Here is a 26,513-nt window from a genome sequence, read left to right on the forward strand (position 1 = left end):
ATAATGGAAAAAGAAACTAACTGGATTATAAGGAATTTATTGTGGATATTTTTAATTGCTTTAATTGGTTTATTTAGCCTTCAATGGTATTCATTAAATGAAAATATTAATACTGTTAAAACAGAAGCAAAAAAACAATTAATAAGACTTGAAAATTCAAAAACGAACTTAATTCAACTAGAGGATATTGAAAGGGATAGTTTAAACTATATTTTTAATGCAACAGATATAGTAAAAATCAATAAAAATTTAGACGCCCTCGCTTCTGAAATATATCAGGAAAGAAATAAAGCGGAAGCTATTATTGATAAAGACATTGACAGGCTTAATCTATATATGGCTATAGGTATAGGTTTTTTAGCATTGCTGGGAGTTTTTATCCCGATTTTGGTAAACATACTGTCTAATGATGATTTAAAGAAGAAACAAAAAGTGCTAGGTGAGAAGCTTCTTAAAATAGTTGACAAGGTTAAAGATTTAGATAAAGAAGAGCTAAAACAAGCAATTATAAATGCTAATCAAGCTATAGAAAAAAGTAAAGAAATTGAAGAATTGAGAACTAAGACTGATGACATATTACCAAAGCTATCGGTAATATCATTACAAATTGCAATTCATAGATTGTTTAATCAAAGTTCTTTAGCCTTAAATGATTCTAAAGATGAAACCAATGAACTATTTGTTGGTCTCTTTAGTGACATTAAATTACAGTTGGAAAAATGCAAAAATGATTCGTTATTACTAATTCAAGATAATCCAAATCTATATCAAACTATAGTAGACTTAACTAAATTGTTAGATGATAGCTCTTTTAAATATACATCATATATCTATAGCCGTGAAATTGAGAATAAAGCTGAAAATACAATTAGCAGCTTAGTTACTCTTTCAAAAAGTACAGAAAGTAATCAAGAAGAAAATTATAAAAAAACGTTTGGAACATTAGATGCTTTAATAAATGAAATAAAAGATACAGATGCTTAAACTAGATCAAAAACTTAAACGAGTAGAAATAAAAGATTTCGAATTAAACAATGATATTGTATTCACTTATTTTGATAATCTACCTTCTTCTGAAAGAGATGATAAATTTATCCGTGCATTATATATAGGGGTATTAGCATTAATGGAAGATCGATTTTCTGCTTTTTTATCTAAAACATCCAATGAATTAGGTACAGAATTGGAAAGTTTGAAGATGATTTTTGAAATGAAAAAAGAAGTATTTTATAAATCAACCATTAAAGGAACTTTAGCAGAAGATGATATAGCTGAATTTTTAAATGAGTATTTCAAGTCTAAACGAATGAAAGATGTTGCATTACTCACTGGAAATTCAGCAGGTGAATTACCTAGAAATAAAACGGGCGATATAATTTGTGAAATTAACGGAGAGAGTGATTTAAAAATTGCAATTGAGTGTAAATTTGATAAAAGCGTTAAGTTAGGAGAAATAGAATCTAAAAATATATTTACTCGAAAGACTGATACAGCTTGGAGTCAACTTATAGAATCAAACGCCAATAGAAACTCTAAAGTAAGCCTCATAGTTTATGATATTTCACTAGTTGATAATTCAATTTTAAAATTTACAGATAGCGTTGGTTATATTCCCGAAGTTGGATTTGTTTCAATTGTAGATTCACAAAAAGGAGATTATAACAATTTAATTATAGCATATATGTTAGCTCGTGACATTGCTATAAATGCAAAAGATATAGAGTTAGAAAAGGATGTTTTAGCTATACTTATCACCCGTATAATTAAAGATATAAATGAAATTACAACAATAAAAGTTTTAGTTGAACGCAATATCGATAACAACAAAGACATATTAAAACAGATTGAAAAATCAATGCTATTGATGGATTTTAATCAAAAATACTTAACTCAATTTCTACAAACTGGAACATTAACTAAAAAAGATTTATTGGATTTTTATTCTGGAGAAGGAGTTAAAGACCAATATAAACTAATAGAAAAAGATATTAATAAATACTGAATTGAAAAAAATACGAAAACACAACAATGTATAAAAATAATAGCGGTTTAATCCCTAAAACCAAACAAGGTGAATATTGAAAAGGCTTGTGTTTAAACGAAAAGTTAGTGAGTGAAAATCCGCTACGAGCCATATACAAACACGTTACCATACATTTAAGAAAAACCATTCCCCAATCTATGACCGTTATCAAATTGACATTTAGAATTCTTAAAGCCCTATCCGTATTTTTACTGCTAATTTCGGTAATTTCTTGTCAAAAGTCAGAAAGTAAATCGAATACAACTAAAAGTCATTCTATCGGACCAAAAAATGGAGCATTAATGATTGGTGGTGGAGGAATGACAGACGAAATGTGGCAAGTCTTTTACGATTTGGCTGGTAAAAAATCTGCTAAACTTGTTGTAATCCCAACTGCATTTGATGAAAACTCGATAAACTACGACCCAGAATTTAAAATTTTGGAACGACAATTTAAAGCTCGTGGCTTTGATGATATTCAATTTATGCACACAAGGGATACGTTGGTAGCAGATAGCGATGAATTTATACAACCTTTAAAAAGTGCAACCGCAGTTTGGCTTACTGGTGGCAGACAGCACAGAACAGCAGATACTTATGTAAATACTTTAACACATGCGGAGTTGAACAAGGTGTTAGAACGTGGTGGAATAATTGGAGGACATTCTGCGGGAGCATCAATTCAAGGTTCTTATTTAGCTCGTGGTGGTAGAGATTTGAATGGAAGCTATAGAATAATTAGTAATCCAGAAATCGGATTTGGTTTTGTTACAAATTCAGCTTTTGACCAACATCATTTAGAAAGAAATCGACATTATGATATGTTTGATTTGTTAAAAATTAGACCTGAATTATTAGGAGTTGGAATAGACCAAAATACCGCTGTTTTAGTGCAAGGAAATGAGTTTGAAGTAATAGGCGACAAATATGTTGCAATTTATGATGGTACATTTTGGTCTAATTATTTCAACGAAATTGATACACTCAAATCTGGAGAAAACAAGTTTTATTTTTTAAAAAATGGCGATAAATATAATCTAAAGGAGCGACGAGTTCAGCGAAATAAGTTTTTAAAGCCAAAAACCATTACTTCTGCCGAACAAAAGGAATATTTAGGCACTTATTTATTCGAGAAAAGTAAGGTGTTTTGGAATAACATAGTAATTGACAATGACACTTTGAAATTCCAAGTTGTGCGCAGAAATATAGTTCGTGACCCAATTCCGATTTACGCATACGAAAAAGATCTTTTTTATGACACAGATGCCGAATTTTGGTTTCACTTTAAAAGAGATAGTTTAGGAAATATTATTGGATTTGATAAAAAAAACCATCAATTTATAGGTGGTTTAAACCAGAAGTTTAATAAAGTTGTGGAATAAAAATGTATGGTGACAATGTATTCAAAAAATAACGCTACTCATTGCTAACACGATGATTTCGGCGTTTTCAGAATGTCGCCAAATTTTAAAATTTGGCTTATAGAATAAACATAAAAATTTCCGTTCATCTTATCATATAATTATTCCTATAATTAATCGTGTTCAACCATTACCAGCAAGACATGTTATAATATATGACCTTTAAAAATTATACCATCACAAAAGGATGTGCCTTTGGTGTAAACCACAAATCTATTAGCTTTGCTTATTGTGTACTTTTTGAACATCGAATCACACGTATATTTTCATTTTATAGCATACACCTCACCCCTAACCTCTTTAAAAAATAGTTTATGAACGAAGTTATTTGCCCCAATTGTAAAAAAGCTTTTAAAGTTGATGAAGCTGGATTCGCTGACATTTTAAAGCAGGTTCGTGACCACCAATTCGAAGAAGAACTTAATAATCGTTTAGCCCTTGCAGAAAAGGAAAAAGTTAGTGCCGTTGCTCTTGCCCAAGCCAACATTAAAAACGCTTTGCAGGAAGAATTGGCTAAAAAAGATACCGAACTGGCAGAGCTAAAAAACAAAAGTCATAGGGAACTAACTGAAAAATTAGCGAGTAAAGACAAGGAATTGGCTGAATTGCGTTCTAAAAACAGCACCGAACTTGCAGAGAAATTAGCGACGAAAGAAGCAGAGCTCGCTGAAATGCGATCTAAGATTCATAGTTCGGAGGTTCAAAAGAAATTAGAAGTTTCTGAAGCAGTGAAAGCCATCGAGAAAGAACGCGACACCCTTGCCAGTACTTTAAAAATTAAAGAAACCGAATCGCAATTGCTCGAAAAGTCGATCCAAGAACAGTTTACACATAAACTGGTGGCTAAAGAGGAAACTATTAGAATGAAAGACGATGAAATTGCACGCTTAAAAGATTTTAAACAGAAGCTTTCCACTAAAATGGTAGGTGAAACACTCGAGCAACATTGTGAAACAGAATTTAATAAACTTAGAGCGACCGCCTTTCAAAATGCTTTTTTTGAAAAGGACAATGATTCTAGCCGGGGAAGCAAAGGGGATTTTATTTATAGGGAAACAGACGATGCCGGCAATGAAATCATTTCTATTATGTTTGAAATGAAAAATGAAAATGACGAAACTGCCACCAAAAAAAGGAATGAAGATTTTTTCGCTAAACTCGATAAAGATCGAAATGACAAAAAGTGTGAATATGCCGTTCTAGTTTCATTATTAGAAGCCGAAAACGAATTTTATAATACTGGAATCGTAGATGTCTCTTATAAATACAAGAAAATGTATGTGGTGCGGCCTCAGTTTTTTATTCCTATAATTACCCTGCTCCGCAATGCGGCTATGAATTCTATGCAATACAAAGCTGAATTAAACTTAATGCGAAATCAAAACATAGACATTACCAATTTTGAAGATAAAATAAACATATTCAAAGAAGGGTTTGCCAGAAATTACGATTTGGCGAGTCGTAAATTTAAAACTGCTATCGATGAAATAGACAAAACCATTTCTCACCTTCAGAAAACCAAAGCCGCTTTATTATCTTCAGAAAATAACCTTCGCCTTGCTAACAACAAAGCAGACGATCTCACCATTAAAAAGTTAACACACGGAAATCCAACCATGAAGGCACAATTTGACAACCTTTCAGATAAGAATAAATAAAACACACACAGTTAGTTAAAAATCATATACCTTATTAAAGAATCGATTCACCTAAAAAGTTAATAAGCACATTAAGCTAAAATCCCCTGCAGTGGACGAAACCAAAAACGAGGTACATACAACCAAATTGAAGGAAGAAAATGTTGCTTCTGCTAGTTGGACTATGTGCCCAGAATGTAAAGGACGCGGAAAAAAAAGACGGAGACTTCGGAAGAAGGTCCGACTTCGTTACCAAAGGGCACTCGATTATTTTGAAAAAACTCAATCTGAAGGAATAGCTCCAGTACGCCCTCAAGGAGATTTATATCTCTGTACAAATTGTTCTGGATCGGGGTTACTTTCTTCTAATAGCCATCCCACAGCAGATAAAGAGAATTACCCGCACGTCGCTATAATTGGTGGCGGTATAGGTGGTACTGCACTCGCGGTTGCTTGTTTACACCGCGGAATTCCTTTTACACTTTATGAGCGTGATAGTAACTTCGATACTCGTTCGCAAGGGTATGCACTCACCTTGCAACAAGCTAGTAAAGCAGTTGAAGGACTGGGAATCTTCGATTTAAAAGAAGGGGTGATTTCAACCCGGCATGTAGTACATAACCCAGAAGGAACGGTAGTGGGTGAATGGGGCATGCGGAAATGGATGGAATCGGATCCTAAAAAATCTCCGAGACGCACCAATATACATATCGCTCGGCAGTCGTTGCGATTGGAATTATTAAAGCAACTCGACGGCAATGAAGCTATAAAGTGGGGACATCAATTCTTGGATTTTAAGAAAACTAAGAACGGAAGTGTAGACCTGCGTTTTCAAGTGGATGGGAAGATACTACATTCTAACGCAGATCTTGTCGTTGGAGCTGATGGTATTCGTAGTGGGGTGCGGCAGTTGGTACTCGGTGAAAATCACACTCCATTACGCTATTTAGATTGTATAGTCATCTTAGGTATTTGTAGGTTAGAGCATCTTACTCCTATTTCTAGTACATTGTTAGACTCCGCCACAGTATTTCAGACAGCCAATGGAAATGAAAGAATTTACATGATGCCGTATGATTTAGATTCGGTAATGTGGCAACTTAGCTTTCCGCTGCCTGAAGCACAAGCAAAGGCATTAAGTGCTAAGGGAGCTCAAGCGCTAAAGGAAGAAGCATGCCGTAGAACGCAATGGCACGATCCCATACCTCAAATACTTGCGAAAACGCCTCATGCTCAAATTACGGGCTATCCTGTGTACGACCGAGACATATTAAAAAAGGAAATGCTTAAAGAAGCCGGACCAGTCACACTAATTGGAGATGCGGCACACCCGATGAGTCCATTTAAAGGACAGGGAGCCAATCAAGCATTGTTAGATGCACTCGCACTAGCTCGGGAAATCTCAAACGGATGTGGCCCTTTATCTAATTGGAAATCAGTTGGAATTCGAAATCGCGTCTTAACAGATTTTGAAGAAAGTATGATTGCGCGCAGTACTTCGAAAGTAGAAGATTCTGCTGCGGCTGCACAATTCTTACATTCTGAAACAGTGCTTTATAAAGGCGATGAACCGAGAGGACGTTGTCTAAAAAGAAACAAACAGTAAGTTGTTATTTGCCACATATACGCTTACATTTACTACGGAAAGAAAATTACGAGAATTCATATATAGCGTATCACCTTAAAATAAAACTCATGAAAAAATCATTTGGTGTCTACATCTTGCTCATTCTTCTAATGTGTGCTTGCAATGAAAAGGCTTCAGAAAAGCGCGTTAACACACTAGAAACTACTTCCGAAGCAACACCTCTTAAAAATTCAGAAACACCAACAGGAAAGGTAAATGCTACCCAGATTCAGAAACAATTACAAGGGGTGTGGAAAGAAGCTGAATATCCGTTTCGCAAAGTTGAATTTAAAGATTGGATGGTGAAACTTACAGAAGAAGGTGTGAGTGGAAGTTCGACGTTCGAAACATACGCCCTTGCAGGATCCTGTCGCTTCGCCAATACGAATATTAAAGATGTAACTCCAACGACACTCTTATTAACACTTACTGAAAGTGAACGCTGTGAGAAAATGAATTTAACCGATACAACCCTTACCCTTAGTGGCTTTAATACAAGTTCTAATGCAAATTATGAGATTGTATATTTAAAACAATAGGTTATTTAGTTTTAGGAAGTGGAACGACTTGTTATAAATCGATACTAAATGAAGCATAAAGTTTCTTACAGCATACTATTTTTTCCTACAATTGCGCTAACCTTAGCATAGAAGTTTGTACATTTCGGCCTTATAAGCTCATTAGATCTCAATGAGTAGTGCAATCGCAGTAACATGAATGTTAAGACCCAGTTCAGTATAAAAGATCTTGAAAATCTTAGTGGTGTAAAAGCTCACACCATACGTATTTGGGAAAAAAGATACAATCTTTTAGAACCCGATCGATCTCAAACAAATATTCGAAGTTACAATCTGGAGAATTTAAAATACCTCCTTAATATTGCATTTCTTTACAATTCTGGATTTAAAATTTCGAAACTTGCGAATCTCGACACAGAAGAACTTACCTCTCTTATAAAAGAACATATTGGTGAGAACAAAGAAGCTTATTATTTAAAAAAGTTTAAAATGTCGATGTTCGAATTCGACAATCATTTGTTTAATAAAACCTATCAAGAACTAGCTGCGAAAAAAACGTTTAAGGAAATTTTCACCACTATTTTTATTCCTCTACTTACCGAAATTGGTTTATTATGGCAAACAGGAACGATCGATCCGATACATGAAAGTTTTATTTCTGAATCTATAAAACAAAAAATTATATTAAATACCGAATACGAACAACAAAAAATTACACCATCTAAAGACCTAACATTTGCCCTATTTCTCCCTTATGAAGAAGTACATGATATTAGCCTTTTATATGCCAATTACGAACTTACTAAAGCGGGTATAAAAACTATCTATCTTGGGGCTAATATACCAATGGACAACCTTCATTATTTACTAAAACACAAACACGAAATTATCTTTCTCACCTATCTAACAGTGCAACCTGAAAACCAGAGCACCAAAGATTTTGTTTTTCAATTTACCGAAACAATTTGTGCAGAAAGAATGTGTGAGCTTTGGGTCATGGGACCCAAAACACGCAATTTTAAGGCCTTTAAAAGCCCAAATAATATTCACTTTATCGACTCTATTGAAGGTTTTATTTCCCGAATAGAAATGATAAAGAATTCATAATTTTTTTTGCACACCACTAAATTGTTTAAATAATTATTAGATTTGTTAAACAAAATGAAAAAAACTATAGCGATTATTGGTTCCGGTTTTTCCTCACTGGCAGCAGCGAGTTATTTGGCGCAATCGGGTCACGATGTTACTATTTACGAAAAAAATGCTACCATTGGTGGACGTGCAAGACAATTAAAGCGGGAGGGTTTTACATTCGATATTGGTCCGACGTGGTATTGGATGCCCGATGTATTTGAGCGATTTTTTAATGACTTCGGAAAAAAGCCTTCCGATTATTATGAGCTAATTAAATTAAATCCTGCGTATAGTGTTTACTTCGGAAAAGGGGATGTAATTACTATTGAAGATACTCTAGAAAAAATTAAAGCTGCTTTTGAAGCTGAAGAATCAGGAAGTTCTGTAAAGCTTCAGAAATTTATGGATGCTGCATTAGATAATTACAATATTGCCATTAAAGATTTAGTCTACCGTCCAGGAGTTTCTCCATTAGAATTAGTTACCCCAGTTACTATGAAAAAAATTGGGCAGTTTTTTAGTACTATTAGTAAAGAGGTACGCAAAGAGTTTAACAACCCAAAGCTAATTTCCATATTAGAATTTCCAGTTTTGTTTCTCGGTGCCAAACCCTCCGATACTCCTGCATTTTATAGTTTTATGAATTATGCCGATTTCGGACTAGGAACTTTTCACCCTAAGAACGGAATGTTTAGTGTGATTGATGGTATGAGAGCATTGGCAGAAGAGTTAGGTGTCGCAATTACAACCAACCAGAACGTTGAAAAGATTATTGTTGCAAATTCTAAAACTACCGGGTTACAAATTAATGGTAAAATCATAGAAAGTGACATTGTACTTAGCGGTGCAGACTACCATCATACCGAAACATTATTAGATGCACCCCATAGACAGTATTCTGAAACGTATTGGGAAAAGAAAACTTTTGCTCCTTCTTCCCTATTATTCTATGTAGGTTTCGATAAAAAAATTGCAAACGTGGAACATCATACCTTGTTTTTTGATGTAGACTTTCAGAAGCATGCCAAGGAAATTTACGATGATCCAAAATGGCCTGAAGACCCTTTATTTTACGCAAGTTTCCCATCTAAGACAGATGCGAATGCTGCACCTTTAGGTAAAGAAGCTGGAATATTTCTTATTCCATTGGCACCGGGTTTAAAAGATACCCCCGAATTAAGAGCAGCCTACTTTGAGAAAATTATGCTTCGTTTTGAGAAATTAACCAACCAAGAAGTTAAAAATTACGTTATATTTAAAGAGTCTTTTTGTATTCAAGATTTCATAAACGATTATAATTCGTATAAAGGAAATGCTTACGGACTAGCAAATACGCTACTACAAACCGCATTTTTACGACCCAAATTGAAAAGCAAAAAAGTAAAGAATCTATTTTTTACAGGACAATTAACTGTGCCCGGTCCTGGGGTTCCTCCTTCACTTATCTCAGGAAAGTTGGTGGCGGGTTTAATTGAAAAAGAAAACAAGTAATTTTGAAAGAAATTTTCGACACCGTATCGCAACAATGTAGTAAGCAAGTAACAAATGCTTACAGTACCTCTTTTTCCTTAGCTACAAAAATGTTAGCACCTACCATACGTCAAGACATTTACAATGTATATGGTTTTGTTCGCTTCGCAGATGAAATCGTAGATTCTTTCCATGAATATGAACGAGAGACGCTTTTTAACAGGTTCGAAACCGACTTAGAAAACGCATTGCAAGATAAAATTAGTTTGAATCCTATTCTTAATTCTTTTCAACATACCGTGCATAAATACGGAATCGAAAGGCATTTAATAGATTCATTCATGAAAAGTATGCGGATGGATCTGTCGAAGATCGAATACACCACAGAACAAGAATACGAATCGTACATTTATGGCTCTGCCGATGTAGTGGGTCTCATGTGTCTAAAGGTTTTCGTAAAAGGAGATCAAGTAAAATACGATCAATTAAAAGAATCGGCGATGCATTTAGGATCCGCGTTTCAAAAAGTGAATTTTCTTCGAGATTTAAAAGCAGATTATGAAGGGTTGAGTCGTACGTATTTTCCAAATACCAATCTCGAAGCATTAGATGAGATTTCAAAAAACCGAATTATTCAAGATATAGAGGAGAACTTTAAAAAAGGTTATCAAGGTATTTTACAATTACCTCCTGAAGCAAAATTTGGTGTATTTATTGCATATCGTTATTACAGAAAATTATTATATAAATTGCACAAAACACCTGCAATGGATATTAAAAATACGCGCATTAGGGTTCCCAATTATCAGAAATTTGGCATTCTCACCCGAAGCTATGTAAAGTATCAATTAAAATTGGTGCGCTAATTTTGAAGCATGTATCTTCCGAAGAAATAAACAATTCTTAAAATGGGTCACAGGACCTAATTAATATAAAATTACTGATTAAAATGAATGTTCTTTATTGGATCTTAATTTTCTTACTTACTTTTTGTATCATGGAATTTATGGCGTGGTTTACACATAAATATGTGATGCATGGTTTTCTTTGGAAATTACACAAAGACCATCATCACAAGGACCACGGAAGCTGGTGGGAGCGAAACGACTTTTTCTTTATCTTTTATGCTGCAGTAAGTATTGGTTGTTTTATAGGCTGGCAATATTATGGGTTTTGGGCAGGATTACCCATAGGACTCGGAATTTTCGCCTATGGAGTTGCCTACTTTTTGGTTCATGATATTTTTATACATCAGCGCTTCAAACTTTTTAGAAATGCCAACAATTGGTATTCACGAGGTATAAGAAGAGCCCATAAAATGCATCATAAACATCTGGGTAAGGAAAAAGGCGAATGTTTTGGTATGCTATTTCCTCCTTTAAAATATTTCAAAAAATAACTATGGAGCACCTATACCTCTGGTTAAATATAGCTTCCTTTAGCATTCCTTTTTTATTCAGTTTTCATCCAAAATTACAGTTTTACAAAAAATGGCGTTCGCTATTTCCTGCTATCGCAATTATGATGGCTTTTTTTATTCCTTGGGATGCGGTATTTACAAACCATGGCATTTGGGGATTTAATGATGCTTACATCACTGGATATAAAATCTTAAATCTTCCTATTGAGGAATGGCTGTTTTTTATTTGCATTCCTTATGCCTGCATTTTTACACATTATTCGTTACAGCATTTTTTTCCGAAGCTGCCTTTTAAAATACGAACGACCGAAATTATATATGTTGGGCTTATCTCAATTCTTATTGTTTTACTCTGGTACATGTACGATCGTTGGTATCCCTTGGTTAATTTTTTATATGTAATTCTATTACTTGGATTAGTTTATAATTTTAAACGACACCAATTAGCCGAATTTCTTCCTACTTTTCTAATTATACTCATCCCTTTTTTTATTGTAAACGGCATTCTTACGGGAACTGGAATTGAAGATCAAGTGGTTTGGTATAATGATGCAGAAAATATGAATATTCGCATGGGCACCATACCTGTAGAGGATAGTATTTATGCTTTAGGAATGCTTCTTACAGTTTATGTTCTTACCGAATGGTTTGAATCTCGTTACATCCGAAACAGTTAAGTTATTCTGAAAGTAAACGGTCTAATAACGTATTAGTTTTTTCTGAATTCCAATCGGCAGCACCCGTTTTATTTATTACAATCTCTTTCTCTTTTGAAAGCACATAGGTTGTTGGCAAAGAATTGGTTCGAATCGCTTCGGGTGCCTGAGTTTGCTGGAGATAAACTGGAAAAGTATAGGCTTGCTTTTCCATGAATTTTGTTACGACTGAAGCTTCCTCATTTGTGATAAAATAAAAATCCACTCGATCACCATACGAATTATAAAGTTTTTGAAGAGATGGCATTTCTGCTAAACATGGTGGACACCACGTTGCCCAAAAATTTATTAGAACCACTTTTCCTTCAGAAGTCGCAAGATTCTTTGCGTTCGTATGAAGTCCTGCTAGTTTCCAATTATAATCCTTTAATAAAATTCTTTCTTTCGTAGCAATTTCTGAAGGACTAAAGGAGATTAACCGTTGCATAAATACACGTATGGGCGTTCCTGTTTGTGGAATAAATAACAACGCTAAAATTGCTAAAAAAAATAAATTCCCTTTATGCTTTTTTAAAAATGATATCATCAAAATTTAAAATATGTGAAATACAAAAATAGACATCGTTAATGTAAACGAATATTGTTAACGAATAAATACACTAAAAAATAAGGCGACAAACCCAAAATAGAGAAATCTACTCTTAAATCTTGAAGGTATAGATCCAATATTTTTCATGATTTAGTATAAATAACTAAAAATTAGCCTCATAGTTACGACAAAGTATATCGTTGTGAATGTAGTAATAGCAACAATAATAAGAATTAGCAAAAAATTCTAATTTCGTTAATTTTAACATTCAATAAAATTTTTAATGCTTTTTATCGATATTATTTGCATTTAATCGAAATTTATATATATTTGTAATAGCTCCCCAGCAAACTAAATCATTCGTTATGAAAATATATAGCATAATCTTACTATTATGGGGGGCGACATTAACTGCCCAAGTTGGTATTGGAACGACTAACCCTACAGCTACTCTCGATGTAGACGGAAATTTGCGTTTACGAGGTACAAATGAAGAAACCGACCTTGAAATTATACAAGACTCTATCCTTGTAATTTCTAGAAATGGAACAGTAAATAGAGTTTCTTCTAAAAATATAATTGAAAGTCACCTTAAATCTATTGTAAAAGGAAATATGGTTAATAACGGAACTATAAGTCTTTCCCTTTTAAGTGGTAAAAAAGAAATTGTTTTCGATCAAGAAGAAATAGATCTTCACAATGAATACGATACTTCTACAGGTATTTTCACAGCCAAACAAGATGGTATTTATAGAGTGTCTGTTAATTTATATGCTGGAGGGATTAGTGTTTCTTCAAACTTTGGGGTAGGTATTTACAAAAATGGCGCCCTAGTTGCAAAAAATTCTTTTGCTAATATTGGTGTCGCCTTTGTCAATGTAACTCCTCCCGCTCGGGCTGTAAGCACCATTGTTCAGCTTAATACTAATGAGACACTTTCATTTAAAGTCTTAGCTAGCCTTTTAAGTGTGGGAATATCTGGAGACAATACAGAAACCTTTTTTACAATAGAACAAATAAGATAACGCATCCCCACAATTAAGTGCATAAAAAAACCCTTACCAAGATGTAAGGGTTTTTTGTTTATAGTTACAAGATACTACTCGTTCTGTTTTTTAATAAGATTAAGTGCAGACCCCTCACGATACCATCTAATTTGAGCATCATTATAAGTGTGATTTGCTTTAATAGTGTCTTTACCTCCGTCTGCGTGTACAACTTCAATCGTTAAAGGCTTATTCTCTGCAAAATCTGCTATATCTATGAAATTAAAGGTATCGTCTTCTTGGATAAGATCATAATCAGCTTCATTAGCGAATGTGAGCCCAAGCATTCCTTGTTTCTTCAAATTTGTCTCATGAATACGAGCGAACGATTTCACTAATACTGCAGCAACTCCAAGGTGTCGTGGCTCCATAGCAGCATGTTCCCTAGAAGAACCTTCCCCGTAGTTATGATCTCCCACGACAATGGTTTTTATTCCTTTAGCCTTATACGCTCTTTGTGTGTCTGGAACACCACCATATTCACCGTCTAATTGATTCTTTACGAAGTTGGTTTTTTTATTGTATGCATTCACTGCACCAATTAAACAATTGTTAGAAATATTATCTAAGTGGCCTCTATAACGCAACCAAGGTCCTGCCATAGAAATATGGTCTGTAGTACATTTACCGAAGGCTTTAATAAGCAACTTCATGCCTTGCATTTCTTCATCACGAATGGGTTCGAATGGTGTAAGTAACTCAAGACGTTCACTATCTTCTGCTACTTTAATTTTCACTCCGCTTCCATCGGGATCGGGTGCTAAATACCCATTATCATCTACATCAAATCCTAAGGGAGGTAATTCGATACCTCTTGGTTCATCTAATTTAATCTGCTCACCATCTTCATTTAATAAGGTATCGTTCATTGGATCGAAATCTAATCTTCCAGAGATTGCAATTGCCGCAACCATTTCTGGGGATCCTACAAAAGCGTGTGTATTTGGGTTTCCGTCTGCACGTTTTGAGAAGTTTCGATTAAAAGAATGTACAATTGTATTTTTTTCATCTCCCTTTAAGTCACTACGGTCCCATTGTCCAATACAGGGTCCACAAGCATTTGTAAATACCGTTGCTCCTAGTTTTTCGAAAACCTGAAGTAATCCGTCGCGTTCTGCTGTAAAACGAATTTGTTCAGATCCGGGATTAATTCCGAAGTCACTTTTAGGTTTTAATTTTTTATCGATCGCTTGTTGTGCAATTGAAGCAGCTCGGGTAAGATCTTCGTATGAAGAGTTGGTACAAGAACCAATTAATCCCCAATCTACTTTTATAGGCCAGTCGTTCTTTTTTGCTTTTTCGCCTAGTTCACCTACAGGTGTAGCGAGGTCTGGTGTAAATGGTCCGTTTAAATGAGGACGTAATGTAGAAAGGTCGATTTCTATAACTTCGTCGAAATATGTTTCTGGGTCAGCATATACTTCATCATCTCCTGTAAGATATGGACGAATTTCATTAGCTGCATCTGCAACATCGGCTCTATCGGTCGCTCTTAAGAAACGTTCCATAGAATCATCATATCCAAATGTAGAGGTCGTTGCTCCAATCTCAGCTCCCATATTACAGATCGTTCCTTTTCCAGTACACGACAAGTTTTTAGCACCTGGTCCAAAATATTCAACGATTGCTCCTGTTCCTCCTTTTACAGTAAGAATACCTGCTACTTTTAAAATAACATCTTTTGAGGCAGTCCAACCATTTAACTCACCCGTTAATTTTACACCAATTAACTTAGGAAATTTAAGCTCCCAAGCCATTCCAGCCATAACATCAACTGCATCTGCACCACCTACTCCAATGGCAACCATCCCAAGACCACCAGCATTCACAGTATGAGAGTCGGTACCAATCATCATTCCTCCAGGGAATGCATAATTTTCTAATACTACTTGGTGAATAATTCCCGCTCCTGGTTTCCAAAAGCCGATACCATATTTATTAGAAACCGATTCAAGAAAATCGAATACCTCATTACTTGTTTCGTTAGCACGAATAAGATCTTTTTTCGCTCCTTGCTTTGCTTGAATAAGGTGATCGCAATGTACGGTTGTTGGAACCGCTACATTTTTCTTTCCTGCCTGCATAAACTGAAGTAATGCCATTTGTGCAGTAGCATCTTGACACGCGATACGATCGGGTGCAAAATCAACATAATCTTTACCACGTGTTAACTTCTTAGTTGGATTTCCATCCCAAAGGTGACTATAAAGAATTTTTTCTGAAAGGGTTAGGGGTCTTCCCACAATGTCGCGTGCTTTATCTACACGTTCGGCCATTTGCGAATAGACCTTTTTAATCATATCGATATCGAATGCCATAATTATTTTCGGTTTAAGTTTTTTTTTGAATTTGCACTACTGAAGTTTCAGGAGTGGCGGATTGCAAAAGTACAAAATTTTGAAATCATTTAAAAATACCTAATAGATAAGGAGTTTCATTGAAGATAATTCAATAAAAAGAATAGATAATGCTTATTATTAACAAATATCTAATTTAGTGCATTTAAAATTGTGAATTTATAAAAAATCAGCCCTTTTAAAAGAAGAATGCATTTATGAGAAAAAGCTATCGTTACTTAGAATGAATTTAAAATAGGCTTGAAATAATTTCTTCAATGGTTAATCCTTCGGCTTCTGCCTTATAATTTTTTATAAGTCTATGGCGTAGAATTCCAATTGCTACTTTTTGAACATCTTCAATGTCGGGAGAAAATTTCCCATGCAAAGCAGCATTTGCTTTTGCAGCTAAGATAAGATTTTGGGAGGCTCTTGGTCCTGCTCCCCAGTCGATATAATTTTTAACGATCTCTGGTGCAGCTTGACTTTTAGGTCGTGTCTTTCCAACTAAAGTCACTGCATATTCTACTACATTATCTGCAACTGGAATTTTTCGGATTAACTGTTGAAATTCGATGATTTCTTGAGCAGAAAATAGTGCATTTATAGTATTTGTAGTTCCAGCAGTGGTAGATTTAACTACCTCTACCTCTTCAGAAAAACTTGGATAGTCGAGATTAACAGCAAACATAAAACGGTCCAATTGGGCTTCAGGCAACGGATAGGTACCTTCTTGCTCGATTGGGTTTTGTGTCGCTAAGACAAAATAAGGAAGCTCTAATTTATAATGATTTCCCGCTACTGTTACCGACCGCTCCTGCATTGCTTCTAATAAAGCTGCTTGTGTTTTTGGAGGTGTACGGTTAATTTCATCAGCAAGAATGATATTTGAAAAGATAGGCCCTTTAATAAATTTAAATGTCCTATTCTCATCAAGAATTTCAGATCCCAAAATATCACTGGGCATTAAATCGGGAGTAAATTGAATTCTTTTAAATTGAAGTCCCAATGCTTGTGCAACAGTATTCACTAACAAGGTTTTTGCTAAACCAGGAACACCAATTAGAAGTGCGTGACCTCCAGAAAATATAGAGAGAAGGACTTGCTCTACAACTTCATCCTGTCCTACAATTACTTTTTTTATTTCCTGTCGTAAGGCTTCGTATTTTGAAACCAATTGTTTTACTGCTGCTACGTCTGACATACTATTGATTTTTCAGCCAATTACTTGAAAACTCGCAATTGTTGTAGTCTTCATTTACATTTACATATGTTTCCTTTATCTTTTTATTCTGCCAAGTTTCGATTGCCTTAATTTGCTTCTGCTTTAATGCAAGATCTTTTACCTTCTCATAATCTTTTACATAGTCTGCTTGGTGTTCTTTGTATCGTTTGGTTACGGTAAGTATTTTAAATTTACTTTTCCCAGTATAATCACGATCTGTTTGAACTTTAGTAACCTCTCCTTCTTTTAAATTATATACCTGAGCACTTAACGTAGGATCCATTTTAGTTAAGTCGAAACGGGTGTCGAATGTTGTAGGGTTTACTAATTGCCCTCCACTATTACGGGTTTCTTTTTCATCCGAATACTTTTTTGCAGCGTCTGCAAAAGTAATCTCTTCTTCTACGATTTGTCTTCGAATGTCTTTAATTTCAGCTTCTGCCTTATCGATGGTGGTTTGCGAAACCTCTGGAAACAATAGAACGTGGCGTACATCTAATTCCTGTCCACGAATCTTTTCTACCATTAAAATATGAAAACCAAATTCTGTTTCGAAAGGCTCACTAATTTCTCCTTCTAATAAAGAGAACGCTTGATCTTTAAATTCTTTTGCAAATGGAGTATCTCGTTTTACTCCTGTAATTAATCCACCTTTTGAGGCAGACCCTGGGTCTTTTGAGTACAATACAGCCTTGGTAGCGAAACTAGTACCGTTTTCGATTACATCCTGTCTCATTTGGGCAAGTCGATCGATTACATCCTGTTTTGCTGCTCTGTTAATTTCTGGTTCTATTACGATTTGTGCAACTTCAACTTCCGCACTGAATACGGGTCGTTCATCTTCAGGAATGTCATAAAAGAAACTTCTAATTTCTTCTGGAGTAATCTCGATATCATCCACTACTTTACGTTGCATTTCACTTGCTAATCGAACCGTTTTGTTTACTTCAAAAAGTTCTTTTTTAACCTCAGCGATATTATCCTTTCTGTAAAAGCTAGCAACTTTTTCTTCGGTGCCAAGTTCACTAATCATATAGCTCATTTGTTGTTCGATTTGCTGATTAATTTCAGCGTCGGGAACAACAATACTATCAATCTTTGCGTGGTGCGCATATAATTTGTCTTCTAAGAGTTTCCCTAAAAGCTGGCAGCGTGTAATTTCTTCGGTAGAAATCCCCTGTTGCTTTAACTCAACATAACTTTTATCGATATCACTATCTAAGACAACATAATCTCCAACTACGGCAGAAACACCTTCTGCTTTGTAGCGTTTAAAAGGTTGTGTTGTATCCCTAACAGATGTAGTTGCCGGTTGTATAAGTGCAGTTTCTGCATTTACTGTTCCAGTACTGTCTATTGTTACTACTTCTTGCGCAAAAACAATCCCTTGCCATAGTGCGAATAATAAGAGTAAACTAGTTTTCTTTGTAAATTTCAAAATTTGAATTTTTAATGGCATCTTGTGTAATATCTTTTTCAAGTTTTTTAATAAGCTGAAGCTTCCTTTTGTTGAGAATTATTTGTTCGATGGTTGATTGTAAAAAGGAAAGAGGTGCAATATCATTGGTTGCTAGAATGTCTTCAATTTGCACCAAATATACTCCTAATGAATCTTGTAGCTGGGTAAAATTAGTTTTTTTTAACACTTGACTTTCTTTATCCTTAAGGATTGGAAGTGCTCGGTATAAAGATGACTTTTCTACCCATGTAGAATCATTTAAATTATACCCTTTAAATTGAATGCCTAGCGCAGATAGACTTTTTTTATCTGAATCATTGAAACGTTTTAACATTTCACGTGCTTGCGCTAAATTTCCATACAATTCGGGAACGTGTATGTAACGCACTTTATACAATGGATCATTTAGTTTAAAATTTTCCTTATTGGTCTCGTAAAATCGTTCCACCTCAGTAACGGTAACCGAACTATCTAATTGCTGTGCTACTATATTGCTTTTGTAAGCATCGGTATACAGTTCATTTTTATAATCTCTAACCAATTTATTGTACGACTCTAATTGCTCTTCTGGCAGGTTAATTCGCGCTTGATCTAATAATAACTGCTGCGTTGCCCAGCGATTCACATAATTAGTTACAATTAATGTACTGTCTTCTTTTGAAGTAGTTTCAGAAATAAGATCCTTAATATCATCGTAATACAAAAAACTTTGGTTCACTCTTGCAATCGGCACTTTCTCTGAATCTTGCTTGAAATAATCGCAAGAAACAAACAGAAGCCCAATTACAAAAAGAAGTCCGAATTTATACATTAAGATTTAAGTTCTTTTTTTACTTTTTTCAATGTTTTCTTATTTACTTCAACAGTGTGGTTGTTGTGCAATTCTTGCATCCAAGTTTTTTCTAAATAGTTTTGGTAGTCACTTATTACACGACCTTTCGTTTCATCGAAGGTTTTAATACCTGGAGGCACTATTTCTACAGTGGAAACTACTATGAAAGATGCATCTTTTTCAAAGATTTCTGAAACTCCTTCACGTGGATTAAAACCTGCAGGCAATGCTCTATCATCTAGTTCGAAAAGACCTTCAGAAATAATCACATTCACCTTGTCTTTATTTAGTTTTTCCTTAATTGCTTCCGAAGTAATCCCTTGAGACATTAATTTTTTTGCTTCTTCAGCTAAGGCTTTCTCAGGTGCAGAAACAATAACCCCCTTAATTCTTTCACCCGTTTTATAACTGTCCTTATGGGTGTCGTAATAAGATTTAAGTGCTATTGTATCTTTTTTTGCTTTTCCCCAGATATTCTCGTTCATTACGTCAAAAATAAGAAGTCCGTCACGGTATTCATTAATAGTAGCACCGTATTTTTCATTCTCCTTTTCAAGATTTTTTCTAAAATAGTCTTTAATCGTAGTATCCTCAAAAGCTTGATAAGCATCGTTTAACATAGCTCTTTTACTACTTAGCGCACGCATTCCTTTTTGTTGTGTTTCAAGGTATTTAGCAAAATCATCGAAGGTATACGAAGTTTCTCCAATAGTGAATAGCTTTTTATTTTCTGAAGAAGGTATTGGAGCGTAATGCCAGTCTCTTTTCAAAATAGAATCTGAAACTTTCTCCATAAAATAGGGCATAAAATCTACGCCTTTTTTGAAACTATACTTTGTTTTAATTTTATTGTTAACTGCATCATCGATTAATTTTGAACGCTCCGATTTTTCGATTTGTTTTAACAAACTTTCTTTTTCATCTTCGAAAGAAGGAATAGGAAAGCGTTTGTTTAATTTAATTATATGCCAGCCAAATTCAGATTTTACTGGTTTTGAAACATCCCCAGGATTTTGAAGTGAATAAGCTTCATTTTCAAATTCAGGAGAGCGTAGATCGCCTTTTGTAAAAGCTCTTAGTTCCCCGTCTTTTTTTGCCGAGCCTTTATCATCTGAGAATTGTTTAGCTAAACTAGCAAAAGACTCTCCTTGTTGAATTTTAGCATATAAATCATTTATTCGTTCTTCGGCATTAAAGGTTGGATTCTCTTTTTTCTCAATAATCATGATGTGAGAAACCGAGATTTGTGGAGCTCTTTTACGACGATTGGTCACTTTTATGATATGATATCCAAATTGTGTTCTAACAATATCCGATATTTCTCCAACTGGCGTGTTAAAAGCGGCAGTTTCAAAATCGTATACCATTTTAAAAGAAGAAAAATATCCTAATGCTCCCCCACGTTCAGCGGCTCCAGGCTCCTCAGAATATTCTTTCACTAAAGCTGAAAAGTCTTCTCCTTTACGAGCTTTTACTTGCGCTTCTTTAATTTTGTCGTATGCTTTAAGGGTGTCTTTAGGGAGATCGTTATACGAAGAGCGTACTAAGATGTGAGACGCTTCTACTTCTTCCAATCCTCTTTCGTATGCTTCCTTTACAAGTTCTTCACTTAAGTTATCCTCATATAAGTAACCCCGTGAAAGTTGATCCTCATATTTTTTAAACTCTCTCTTATATTCTGGAGTTTCATTGAGTTTTTGCTTATAAGCTTCAGCTACTTTCAGTTTATAATCAATAAAAAGTTCTAGATAGCCATCTACGCTTTTTTGAGAATCGTCTTGAACCAACTCTAAATTTTTGGAATAAACCCTCTTAAATTCTGAAGCATAAACAGGTGCTCCATCAATGGTTAATAAAATGTCTTTTTTCTTCTGAGCCCAGAGACTACTGCAAACTATAAGAAGAACAAGAGATACAATATATTTATTCATTGGTGTTATTTTTATTCAAATTGAAGCGTGGCAAAAGTAACAAAAAGGATTTGTTTTGCAAGGTTGTTTCGATAACGCATTTCGTTACAAATTAGTGTCTGTTTCTTCAGAAATTGAAAAGTTGTAACTTTGTATTTTCGAATCAATCTAATTTAATTTTTAGCTGTAAAGAAGCATGGAACAAATAAAACTTTTGTGGGATTTTAGAGGGCCTAACGCAGCACCTATTGCTCAACATCATGCTATACATTTGGAAGATTTTGCCAAGCTAGAGCAATTGTCTCATTATAAAGTAGGAACCGAAATAGTTACAGATATGCATCACATTGCCTACCTTATTGTTGAAAAAAAGCACATGGACGATCTGCGCGCTCGTCTAAAACCCACTCGAGGACAACGTTACAATCCATACTAAATTAAAAAATTAAATTCTTATCATTTAGAAGACCAATTGGCACGAATTATGAAGAGCATTCTGTAACATCTTCTCAATGCCATCGTCTATTTGTGAGAAATTAATACTACTATTGCATCGCGAATTAAAAACAAAACACATGAAATTTTTACACATTGCCTTTTTAACCCTTTGTATTTCAGGATTTGCACAAACCAAAGTTGGTACTGCAGATATTGATTTTATCCTTTCTCAAATGCCAGATCTTACAAAAGCTCAAGAACAAGTTACTGCTTACGGAAAGCGCCTAGATACCGATCTGGATGCAAAATTAGCTGAGTATCAATCATTAATTGATGCCTATAAAGCTGGCGAGACCACATTTACAGAAGACATAAAAAAACAGAAGCAGACCGAACTTATGACAATGGATAACGACATTGCTAAATTTCGTCAAAATGGAACTCAATTAATAGGCTTAAAAAGAGAAGAAGTTTTACGCCCTCTATATGCTAAAATAGGCGTTGCTTTAGAAACCGTTGCAAAAGCTGAGGCGTATACACAAGTATTACAAACAGGAAATTCTCTTATTTATACCGACCAAAACTACGATCTTACCGATCTTATTCTTAAAGAGTTGGGAATTGAGGTGAAGAATGAGGAGTAATTTTTTTAAACAAAACCTATACAAACAAAAGCCCCTCTATGTGAGGGGCTTTTGTTTTATAAGCTACTTTTTTAAAAGATGCTCGAATAACTTTTTAATAAATAGTCTTTAGGAGGTCTTACCGTGAGTAATTTGGAGATTCCTTTGTGATCGTAACATCGTGTGGATGACTCTCGTTTATTCCAGATGCGGTTATCTTTACAAAGCGTCCATTTTCTTTTAAAGTCTCAATATCTTTTGAGCCACAATACCCCATACCAGCTCGGAGTCCACCAATAAATTGGGTCATACTTTCAACTAATTCCCCTTTGTAGGGTACGCGACCTACAATTCCTTCAGGCACTAGTTTTTTAATATCGTCTTCCACATCTTGAAAATAACGATCTTTAGATCCTTGCTTCATTGCTTCAACAGAACCCATTCCACGATACGACTTAAATTTTCGCCCTTCATAAATAATGGTTTCTCCAGGAGATTCTTTCGTACCAGCTAACAGCGATCCTAGCATAACACAATCTGCTCCAGCCGCAATTGCTTTTGGAATGTCACCAGTATATCTAATTCCCCCATCTGCAATAACGGGCACACCACTTCCTTTAATAGCAGCAGCTACCTCTAATACAGCAGAAAACTGCGGAAACCCAACTCCGGCCACCACCCTTGTTGTACAAATAGATCCAGGTCCAATACCAACTTTAACGGCATCGGCTCCTGCTTCAACTAAATATTTTGCTGCTTCGGCTGTGGCAATATTACCCACAACCACATCCAGTTTCGGAAATTTCTTTTTTACTTCTTTCAACACCATGACAACACCTTTAGTGTGACCATGAGCCGTATCGATGATTACAGCATCTACCTGTGCATTTACTAACGCTTCGGCTCTATCTACTGCATCGGCTGTAACACCCAAAGCTGCAGCAACCCGCAATCTCCCGTATTCATCTTTGTTAGCTGTAGGTTTCTGAGTTAATTTTGTAATATCTCTAAAAGTTATAAGTCCTAATAATGTACCGTCATCTTCAACAACGGGGAGTTTCTCGATCTTATTCTTTTGAAGGATGAGTTCGGCTTGTTTAAGCGAAGTACCTTTTTCGACAGTCACTAAGTTTTCAGTAGTCATTACTTCTTCTAGTGTACGATCAAAATTCTTCTCAAACCTAAGGTCACGATTCGTTACTATACCAATTAGTTTACCTGCCTCATCGGTAATAGGAATACCACCGATACTGTATTCTTTCATCGTGTTTTGAGCGTCCCCGACCGTATTTGTTTTTTTCAATGTCACTGGATCCAAGATCATTCCGCTCTCTGCACGTTTTACTTTGCGAACCTCAGCAGCTTGTTGGTCGATCGTCATGTTTTTGTGCAAAACACCAATTCCTCCCTCACGTGCAATCGCAATTGCCATAGCACTTTCGGTCACTGTGTCCATCGCTGCAGAAACGATAGGTACATTAAGTGTAATATTTCTTGAAAATTTAGATTCGATCGAAACATCTCTTGGTAAAACTTCAGAGTAATCGGGTACTAAAAGTACATCGTCGTAGGTGAGGCCTTCCCCAAGGATTTTATTTTCGTGTGCAGTCATCGCAATTAAATTATATTCCGAAGATACGGAAAGAAGTTACTGTTTAATTGCGTGCAAATGTACGATTAATTGTTGGGATATACTCAATGCCCTAATTTTAATCGTTACAATTTAAACTGAAGCAACCCATAAAATGTCCTTGGCTGACTCGGAATAATCCCTGGTCCTGGATATCCCGTTGCTCTCCTTGTGAAATAACTGTTGTCCAGCACATTGTTAATTCCTGTTTCCAGTTTAAAGCGCTTGTAGGTATATGAAAGTGACAAGTCTAAAATATCGTATGCAGGAATTTCTCCCACGATCCCAGTTTGGGTACTAAAATCTCGCTCTGCATTGGTAGCATCGGTAAATTGTTTTGCTAGATAAGTGTATTGTAAACTTCCTAAAAAGTTTTTATAACCAAATCCAATTCCAGTTTTAAAATTAATTCCCGGAATGAATTCTACTTTTTTACCTTTTACATTAGGCTCTTTAGAAGCAGTGTACTCACTTTCAGTTATTGCAAGGTTCACAAATGAATTTAAACGAAAGTCTTTGTTTCCAGAAAATGTTTCCCAAATATTCCAATCTATAAAACTTTCAATTCCGTAGGTTATCGCATCTCCAATATTTCCACGAGTACTCACAATGTTGCTTTCTCCTCCTAAAATTAAACCAATTCGGTCGTTGTATTGTAAGAAGAAAAGTCCGACATCGTAAGACACATACTTTTTAAAACGCCCCCGCGCCCCAAGGTCGAAAGTATATCCCTCTTCATCGGTAATATTAGGATCTACTACTAGAGATGGATTGTTAATTCGAATGTCATTAAAAGTGACCGAGCGATAATTCTGGCTAATATTTCCGTACAATTCTATTGCATTGGTTGGTTTGTAACTAGCCCCCACCCCTAACAGGATAAAGGAACGTTTAAAATCTCGATTATCGGTTATTGTTTCGTTGAAAATTGGGTTTCCTGCCAAATCGAAGCGAATGTCTTTAAATGCACCTTGACTTTCTGTCTTAATAAATTCTACACGAGCTCCAGGAGTTAGTGAAAATCTTTCAGAAAGTTGAAAAATATGCTCTCCAAACAAGGAAAGATTAAGGTTTGGAAAATCGAAGTCACTTTGTCTAGCGTAATCGGGATAGATTTCTGAAGCGAAATTAAAATTAGCATCACTCCCATTGGTACCTGGACCTTGTCGTTCACTGTTATTAGACTGGTAGTACTTCGCACCAATTAAAAATGTATTTTCAGAATCACCTAAATTGTAGCGTGATAGTATCCGTGCTTCTGCTCCCCAATTATTAAATTTCCCTACAATTAATTCACGCGGTGCATCTAGATCATCCTCCTGCGACACTCTGTTTTCACGAAACCCCACCGATTTACGCCCCGCATCTAAAGCAAAAAGATTAAGACTAAATTCTGTTTTTTCTGAAAGCGCTTGCTCCAAACGAAGTGAGTATAATTTCCAGTCTACCCGAAACCAATTTCGTGTTCGATTACTAAAGGTTGGATCTTCCTCAAACTGGCGATCGGTTAAGCCTCCTGCTTGTTGTGCGAGGTAATTTAAATAACTGAATTCGAATGCAACCTTGGTAGTTTTAGAAAATTGGTGATCGATGTGTGCATGGGCATTGTAAGATTCAAATTCAGAATTCGGCCTAAAATCGTTTCCAATCTTATAATTTAAATAGGCATAATACCCTGTCTTACCTATGGTACCGCTTAAACTGTTAAAGCTGGTAAAAAGTCCATACGATCCAATTCCTTGCCGTGACACCCATTCTAATTTTTTAGATGTATTAGGTCGTTTTAATTTAAAATTTATGAGTCCTCCAAACTGGGTACCGTATTGCAAAGAGGCCGCACCACGTACTACTTCGATTTGCTCGATAGCTTCTGCTGGTGGTGTATAGTAACTTTCGGGATATCCTAAAACATCTGCCGAAATATCATATCCGTTTTGACGTGTATTAAAATTTGACGTTCGGTTTGGATCTAGTCCACGACCACCAATATTAAGTTGTAATCCGGCGTCATTATTTTCGTAAATATTCAAGCCGACTACTTGTGCGTAAATTTGTCGAGCATTTCCACCAGCTAGATTTGCGGTAAGATTATCTAAGACCACTACTTCGGTTTTTTTTCCGGCATAAATAGCAGTTCCTTCTACTTCTTTTAACTGTTTTAATGCGAAGATGCGCTCTTTGCGTTTTTTTATTAGTACTTCGGAAAGTTGCTCACCCAGTGCTGGAAGTTGAAAAGTTACCGAAGTATCTTCAGAAACAAGAATTTCTTTTTCTACTACTTCAAATTCAAAATTAAACACAGCGATAGTGTAAGATCCCGAAGCAACTTCAGCAAATTGAAAAGTTCCAGAAGAATCGGTGGTGACTGAAGAACCCTCCGTAATATTATATACTTCCGCCCCTTGAACTGGAACTCCAGAGTTTTCAGAAAGAACCGTTCCTGTAATTGTGAACTGTGCGAATAAAGTTGGTCCCGAAATCAAAAAAACCAATAGGTATAATTTGCTTTGAAAACTCAT

Annotated in this window: 22 protein-coding genes; 14 read left to right on the forward strand and 8 right to left on the reverse strand. The window is 35.3% G+C overall.

From position 1 onward, the window contains the following. Window positions 1-3: 3 nt before the first annotated feature. The 11 genes from ULVI_RS14430 (at window position 4) to ULVI_RS14480 (ending at window position 11,927) form a co-directional block, all read left to right on the forward strand. Window positions 4-984, forward strand: a complete 981-nt coding sequence (locus tag ULVI_RS14430; RefSeq protein WP_068593516.1) for a hypothetical protein — start codon at window positions 4-6, stop codon at window positions 982-984. Then, on the forward strand, window positions 977-2,002 hold the full coding sequence (locus tag ULVI_RS14435; protein WP_068593517.1) for a hypothetical protein: 1,026 nt from the start codon (window positions 977-979) through the stop codon (window positions 2,000-2,002). The genes ULVI_RS14430 and ULVI_RS14435 overlap by 8 nt, the downstream gene beginning before the upstream one ends. A 179-nt stretch (window positions 2,003-2,181) precedes the next feature. Next, window positions 2,182-3,405, forward strand: a complete 1,224-nt coding sequence (locus ULVI_RS14440; RefSeq protein ID WP_068593518.1) for a cyanophycinase — start codon at window positions 2,182-2,184, stop codon at window positions 3,403-3,405. Window positions 3,406-3,758: 353 nt separating this feature from the next. Then, complete coding sequence (locus ULVI_RS14445) at window positions 3,759-5,102, forward strand: DUF2130 domain-containing protein (RefSeq protein ID WP_068593519.1); 1,344 nt, start codon at window positions 3,759-3,761, stop codon at window positions 5,100-5,102. Between the two features lie 163 nt (window positions 5,103-5,265). Continuing rightward, window positions 5,266-6,687 (forward strand): FAD-dependent oxidoreductase, encoded by a 1,422-nt coding sequence (locus ULVI_RS14450; RefSeq protein ID WP_082830897.1) that lies wholly within the window; start codon window positions 5,266-5,268, stop codon window positions 6,685-6,687. An 89-nt stretch (window positions 6,688-6,776) separates the two neighbouring features. Beyond that, window positions 6,777-7,247, forward strand: a complete 471-nt coding sequence (locus tag ULVI_RS14455; RefSeq protein ID WP_068593520.1) for a hypothetical protein — start codon at window positions 6,777-6,779, stop codon at window positions 7,245-7,247. Window positions 7,248-7,421: 174 nt separating this feature from the next. Next, on the forward strand, window positions 7,422-8,333 hold the full coding sequence (locus tag ULVI_RS14460) for a MerR family transcriptional regulator (RefSeq protein ID WP_068593521.1): 912 nt from the start codon (window positions 7,422-7,424) through the stop codon (window positions 8,331-8,333). Between the two features lie 54 nt (window positions 8,334-8,387). After that, window positions 8,388-9,851, forward strand: a complete 1,464-nt coding sequence (locus ULVI_RS14465) for a phytoene desaturase family protein (protein ID WP_068593522.1) — start codon at window positions 8,388-8,390, stop codon at window positions 9,849-9,851. A gap of 2 nt (window positions 9,852-9,853) precedes the next feature. After that, window positions 9,854-10,696, forward strand: a complete 843-nt coding sequence (locus ULVI_RS14470; RefSeq protein ID WP_068593523.1) for a phytoene/squalene synthase family protein — start codon at window positions 9,854-9,856, stop codon at window positions 10,694-10,696. Between the two features lie 83 nt (window positions 10,697-10,779). Then, on the forward strand, window positions 10,780-11,229 hold the full coding sequence (locus ULVI_RS14475; protein WP_068593524.1) for a sterol desaturase family protein: 450 nt from the start codon (window positions 10,780-10,782) through the stop codon (window positions 11,227-11,229). Between the two features lie 2 nt (window positions 11,230-11,231). Continuing rightward, on the forward strand, window positions 11,232-11,927 hold the full coding sequence (locus ULVI_RS14480) for a lycopene cyclase domain-containing protein (protein ID WP_068593525.1): 696 nt from the start codon (window positions 11,232-11,234) through the stop codon (window positions 11,925-11,927). A gap of 1 nt (window position 11,928) precedes the next feature. Here ULVI_RS14480 and ULVI_RS14485 read toward each other — a convergent pair whose 3' ends face one another. After that, a complete protein-coding gene (locus ULVI_RS14485) occupies window positions 11,929-12,492 on the reverse strand; it encodes a TlpA family protein disulfide reductase (protein WP_241780998.1) in 564 nt (187 codons plus the stop codon). A gap of 368 nt (window positions 12,493-12,860) precedes the next feature. On the opposite strand from ULVI_RS14485, the gene ULVI_RS14490 reads away from it, so the two are divergent. Further along, a complete protein-coding gene (locus ULVI_RS14490) occupies window positions 12,861-13,520 on the forward strand; it encodes a C1q-like domain-containing protein (protein WP_068593526.1) in 660 nt (219 codons plus the stop codon). A gap of 74 nt (window positions 13,521-13,594) precedes the next feature. Here ULVI_RS14490 and ULVI_RS14495 read toward each other — a convergent pair whose 3' ends face one another. The 5 genes from ULVI_RS14495 to ULVI_RS14515 form a co-directional block, all read right to left on the reverse strand. Further along, a complete protein-coding gene (locus tag ULVI_RS14495; protein WP_068593527.1) occupies window positions 13,595-15,859 on the reverse strand; it encodes an aconitate hydratase in 2,265 nt (754 codons plus the stop codon). A 268-nt stretch (window positions 15,860-16,127) separates the two neighbouring features. Further along, entirely contained in the window at window positions 16,128-17,081 is a 954-nt protein-coding gene (locus ULVI_RS14500; protein ID WP_068593528.1) for an AAA family ATPase, read from the reverse strand. Between the two features lies 1 nt (window position 17,082). Continuing rightward, window positions 17,083-18,540, reverse strand: coding sequence for a peptidylprolyl isomerase (locus tag ULVI_RS14505; protein ID WP_241780999.1), 1,458 nt, complete (start codon window positions 18,538-18,540; stop codon window positions 17,083-17,085). Continuing rightward, a complete protein-coding gene (locus ULVI_RS14510; RefSeq protein WP_068593530.1) occupies window positions 18,518-19,372 on the reverse strand; it encodes a peptidylprolyl isomerase in 855 nt (284 codons plus the stop codon). The genes ULVI_RS14505 and ULVI_RS14510 overlap by 23 nt, the downstream gene beginning before the upstream one ends. Then, window positions 19,372-21,324, reverse strand: a complete 1,953-nt coding sequence (locus tag ULVI_RS14515) for a peptidylprolyl isomerase (RefSeq protein ID WP_068593531.1) — start codon at window positions 21,322-21,324, stop codon at window positions 19,372-19,374. Before ULVI_RS14515 ends, ULVI_RS14510 begins: the two co-directional genes overlap by 1 nt. Window positions 21,325-21,499: 175 nt before the next feature. On the opposite strand from ULVI_RS14515, the gene ULVI_RS14520 reads away from it, so the two are divergent. Further along, entirely contained in the window at window positions 21,500-21,739 is a 240-nt protein-coding gene (locus ULVI_RS14520; RefSeq protein ID WP_068593532.1) for a hypothetical protein, read from the forward strand. Window positions 21,740-21,878: 139 nt separating this feature from the next. Further along, complete coding sequence (locus ULVI_RS14525) at window positions 21,879-22,385, forward strand: OmpH family outer membrane protein (RefSeq protein ID WP_068593533.1); 507 nt, start codon at window positions 21,879-21,881, stop codon at window positions 22,383-22,385. A gap of 118 nt (window positions 22,386-22,503) precedes the next feature. Here the strand turns inward: ULVI_RS14525 and guaB are convergent, their stop codons facing one another. Then, window positions 22,504-23,976 (reverse strand): IMP dehydrogenase, encoded by a 1,473-nt coding sequence (guaB, locus tag ULVI_RS14530; RefSeq protein ID WP_068593534.1) that lies wholly within the window; start codon window positions 23,974-23,976, stop codon window positions 22,504-22,506. A gap of 104 nt (window positions 23,977-24,080) precedes the next feature. Then, window positions 24,081-26,513, reverse strand: coding sequence for a TonB-dependent receptor (locus ULVI_RS14535; protein WP_068593535.1), 2,433 nt, complete (start codon window positions 26,511-26,513; stop codon window positions 24,081-24,083).

Source organism: Cochleicola gelatinilyticus (genome assembly GCF_001637325.1).
Lineage (GTDB): Bacteria > Bacteroidota > Bacteroidia > Flavobacteriales > Flavobacteriaceae > Cochleicola > Cochleicola gelatinilyticus.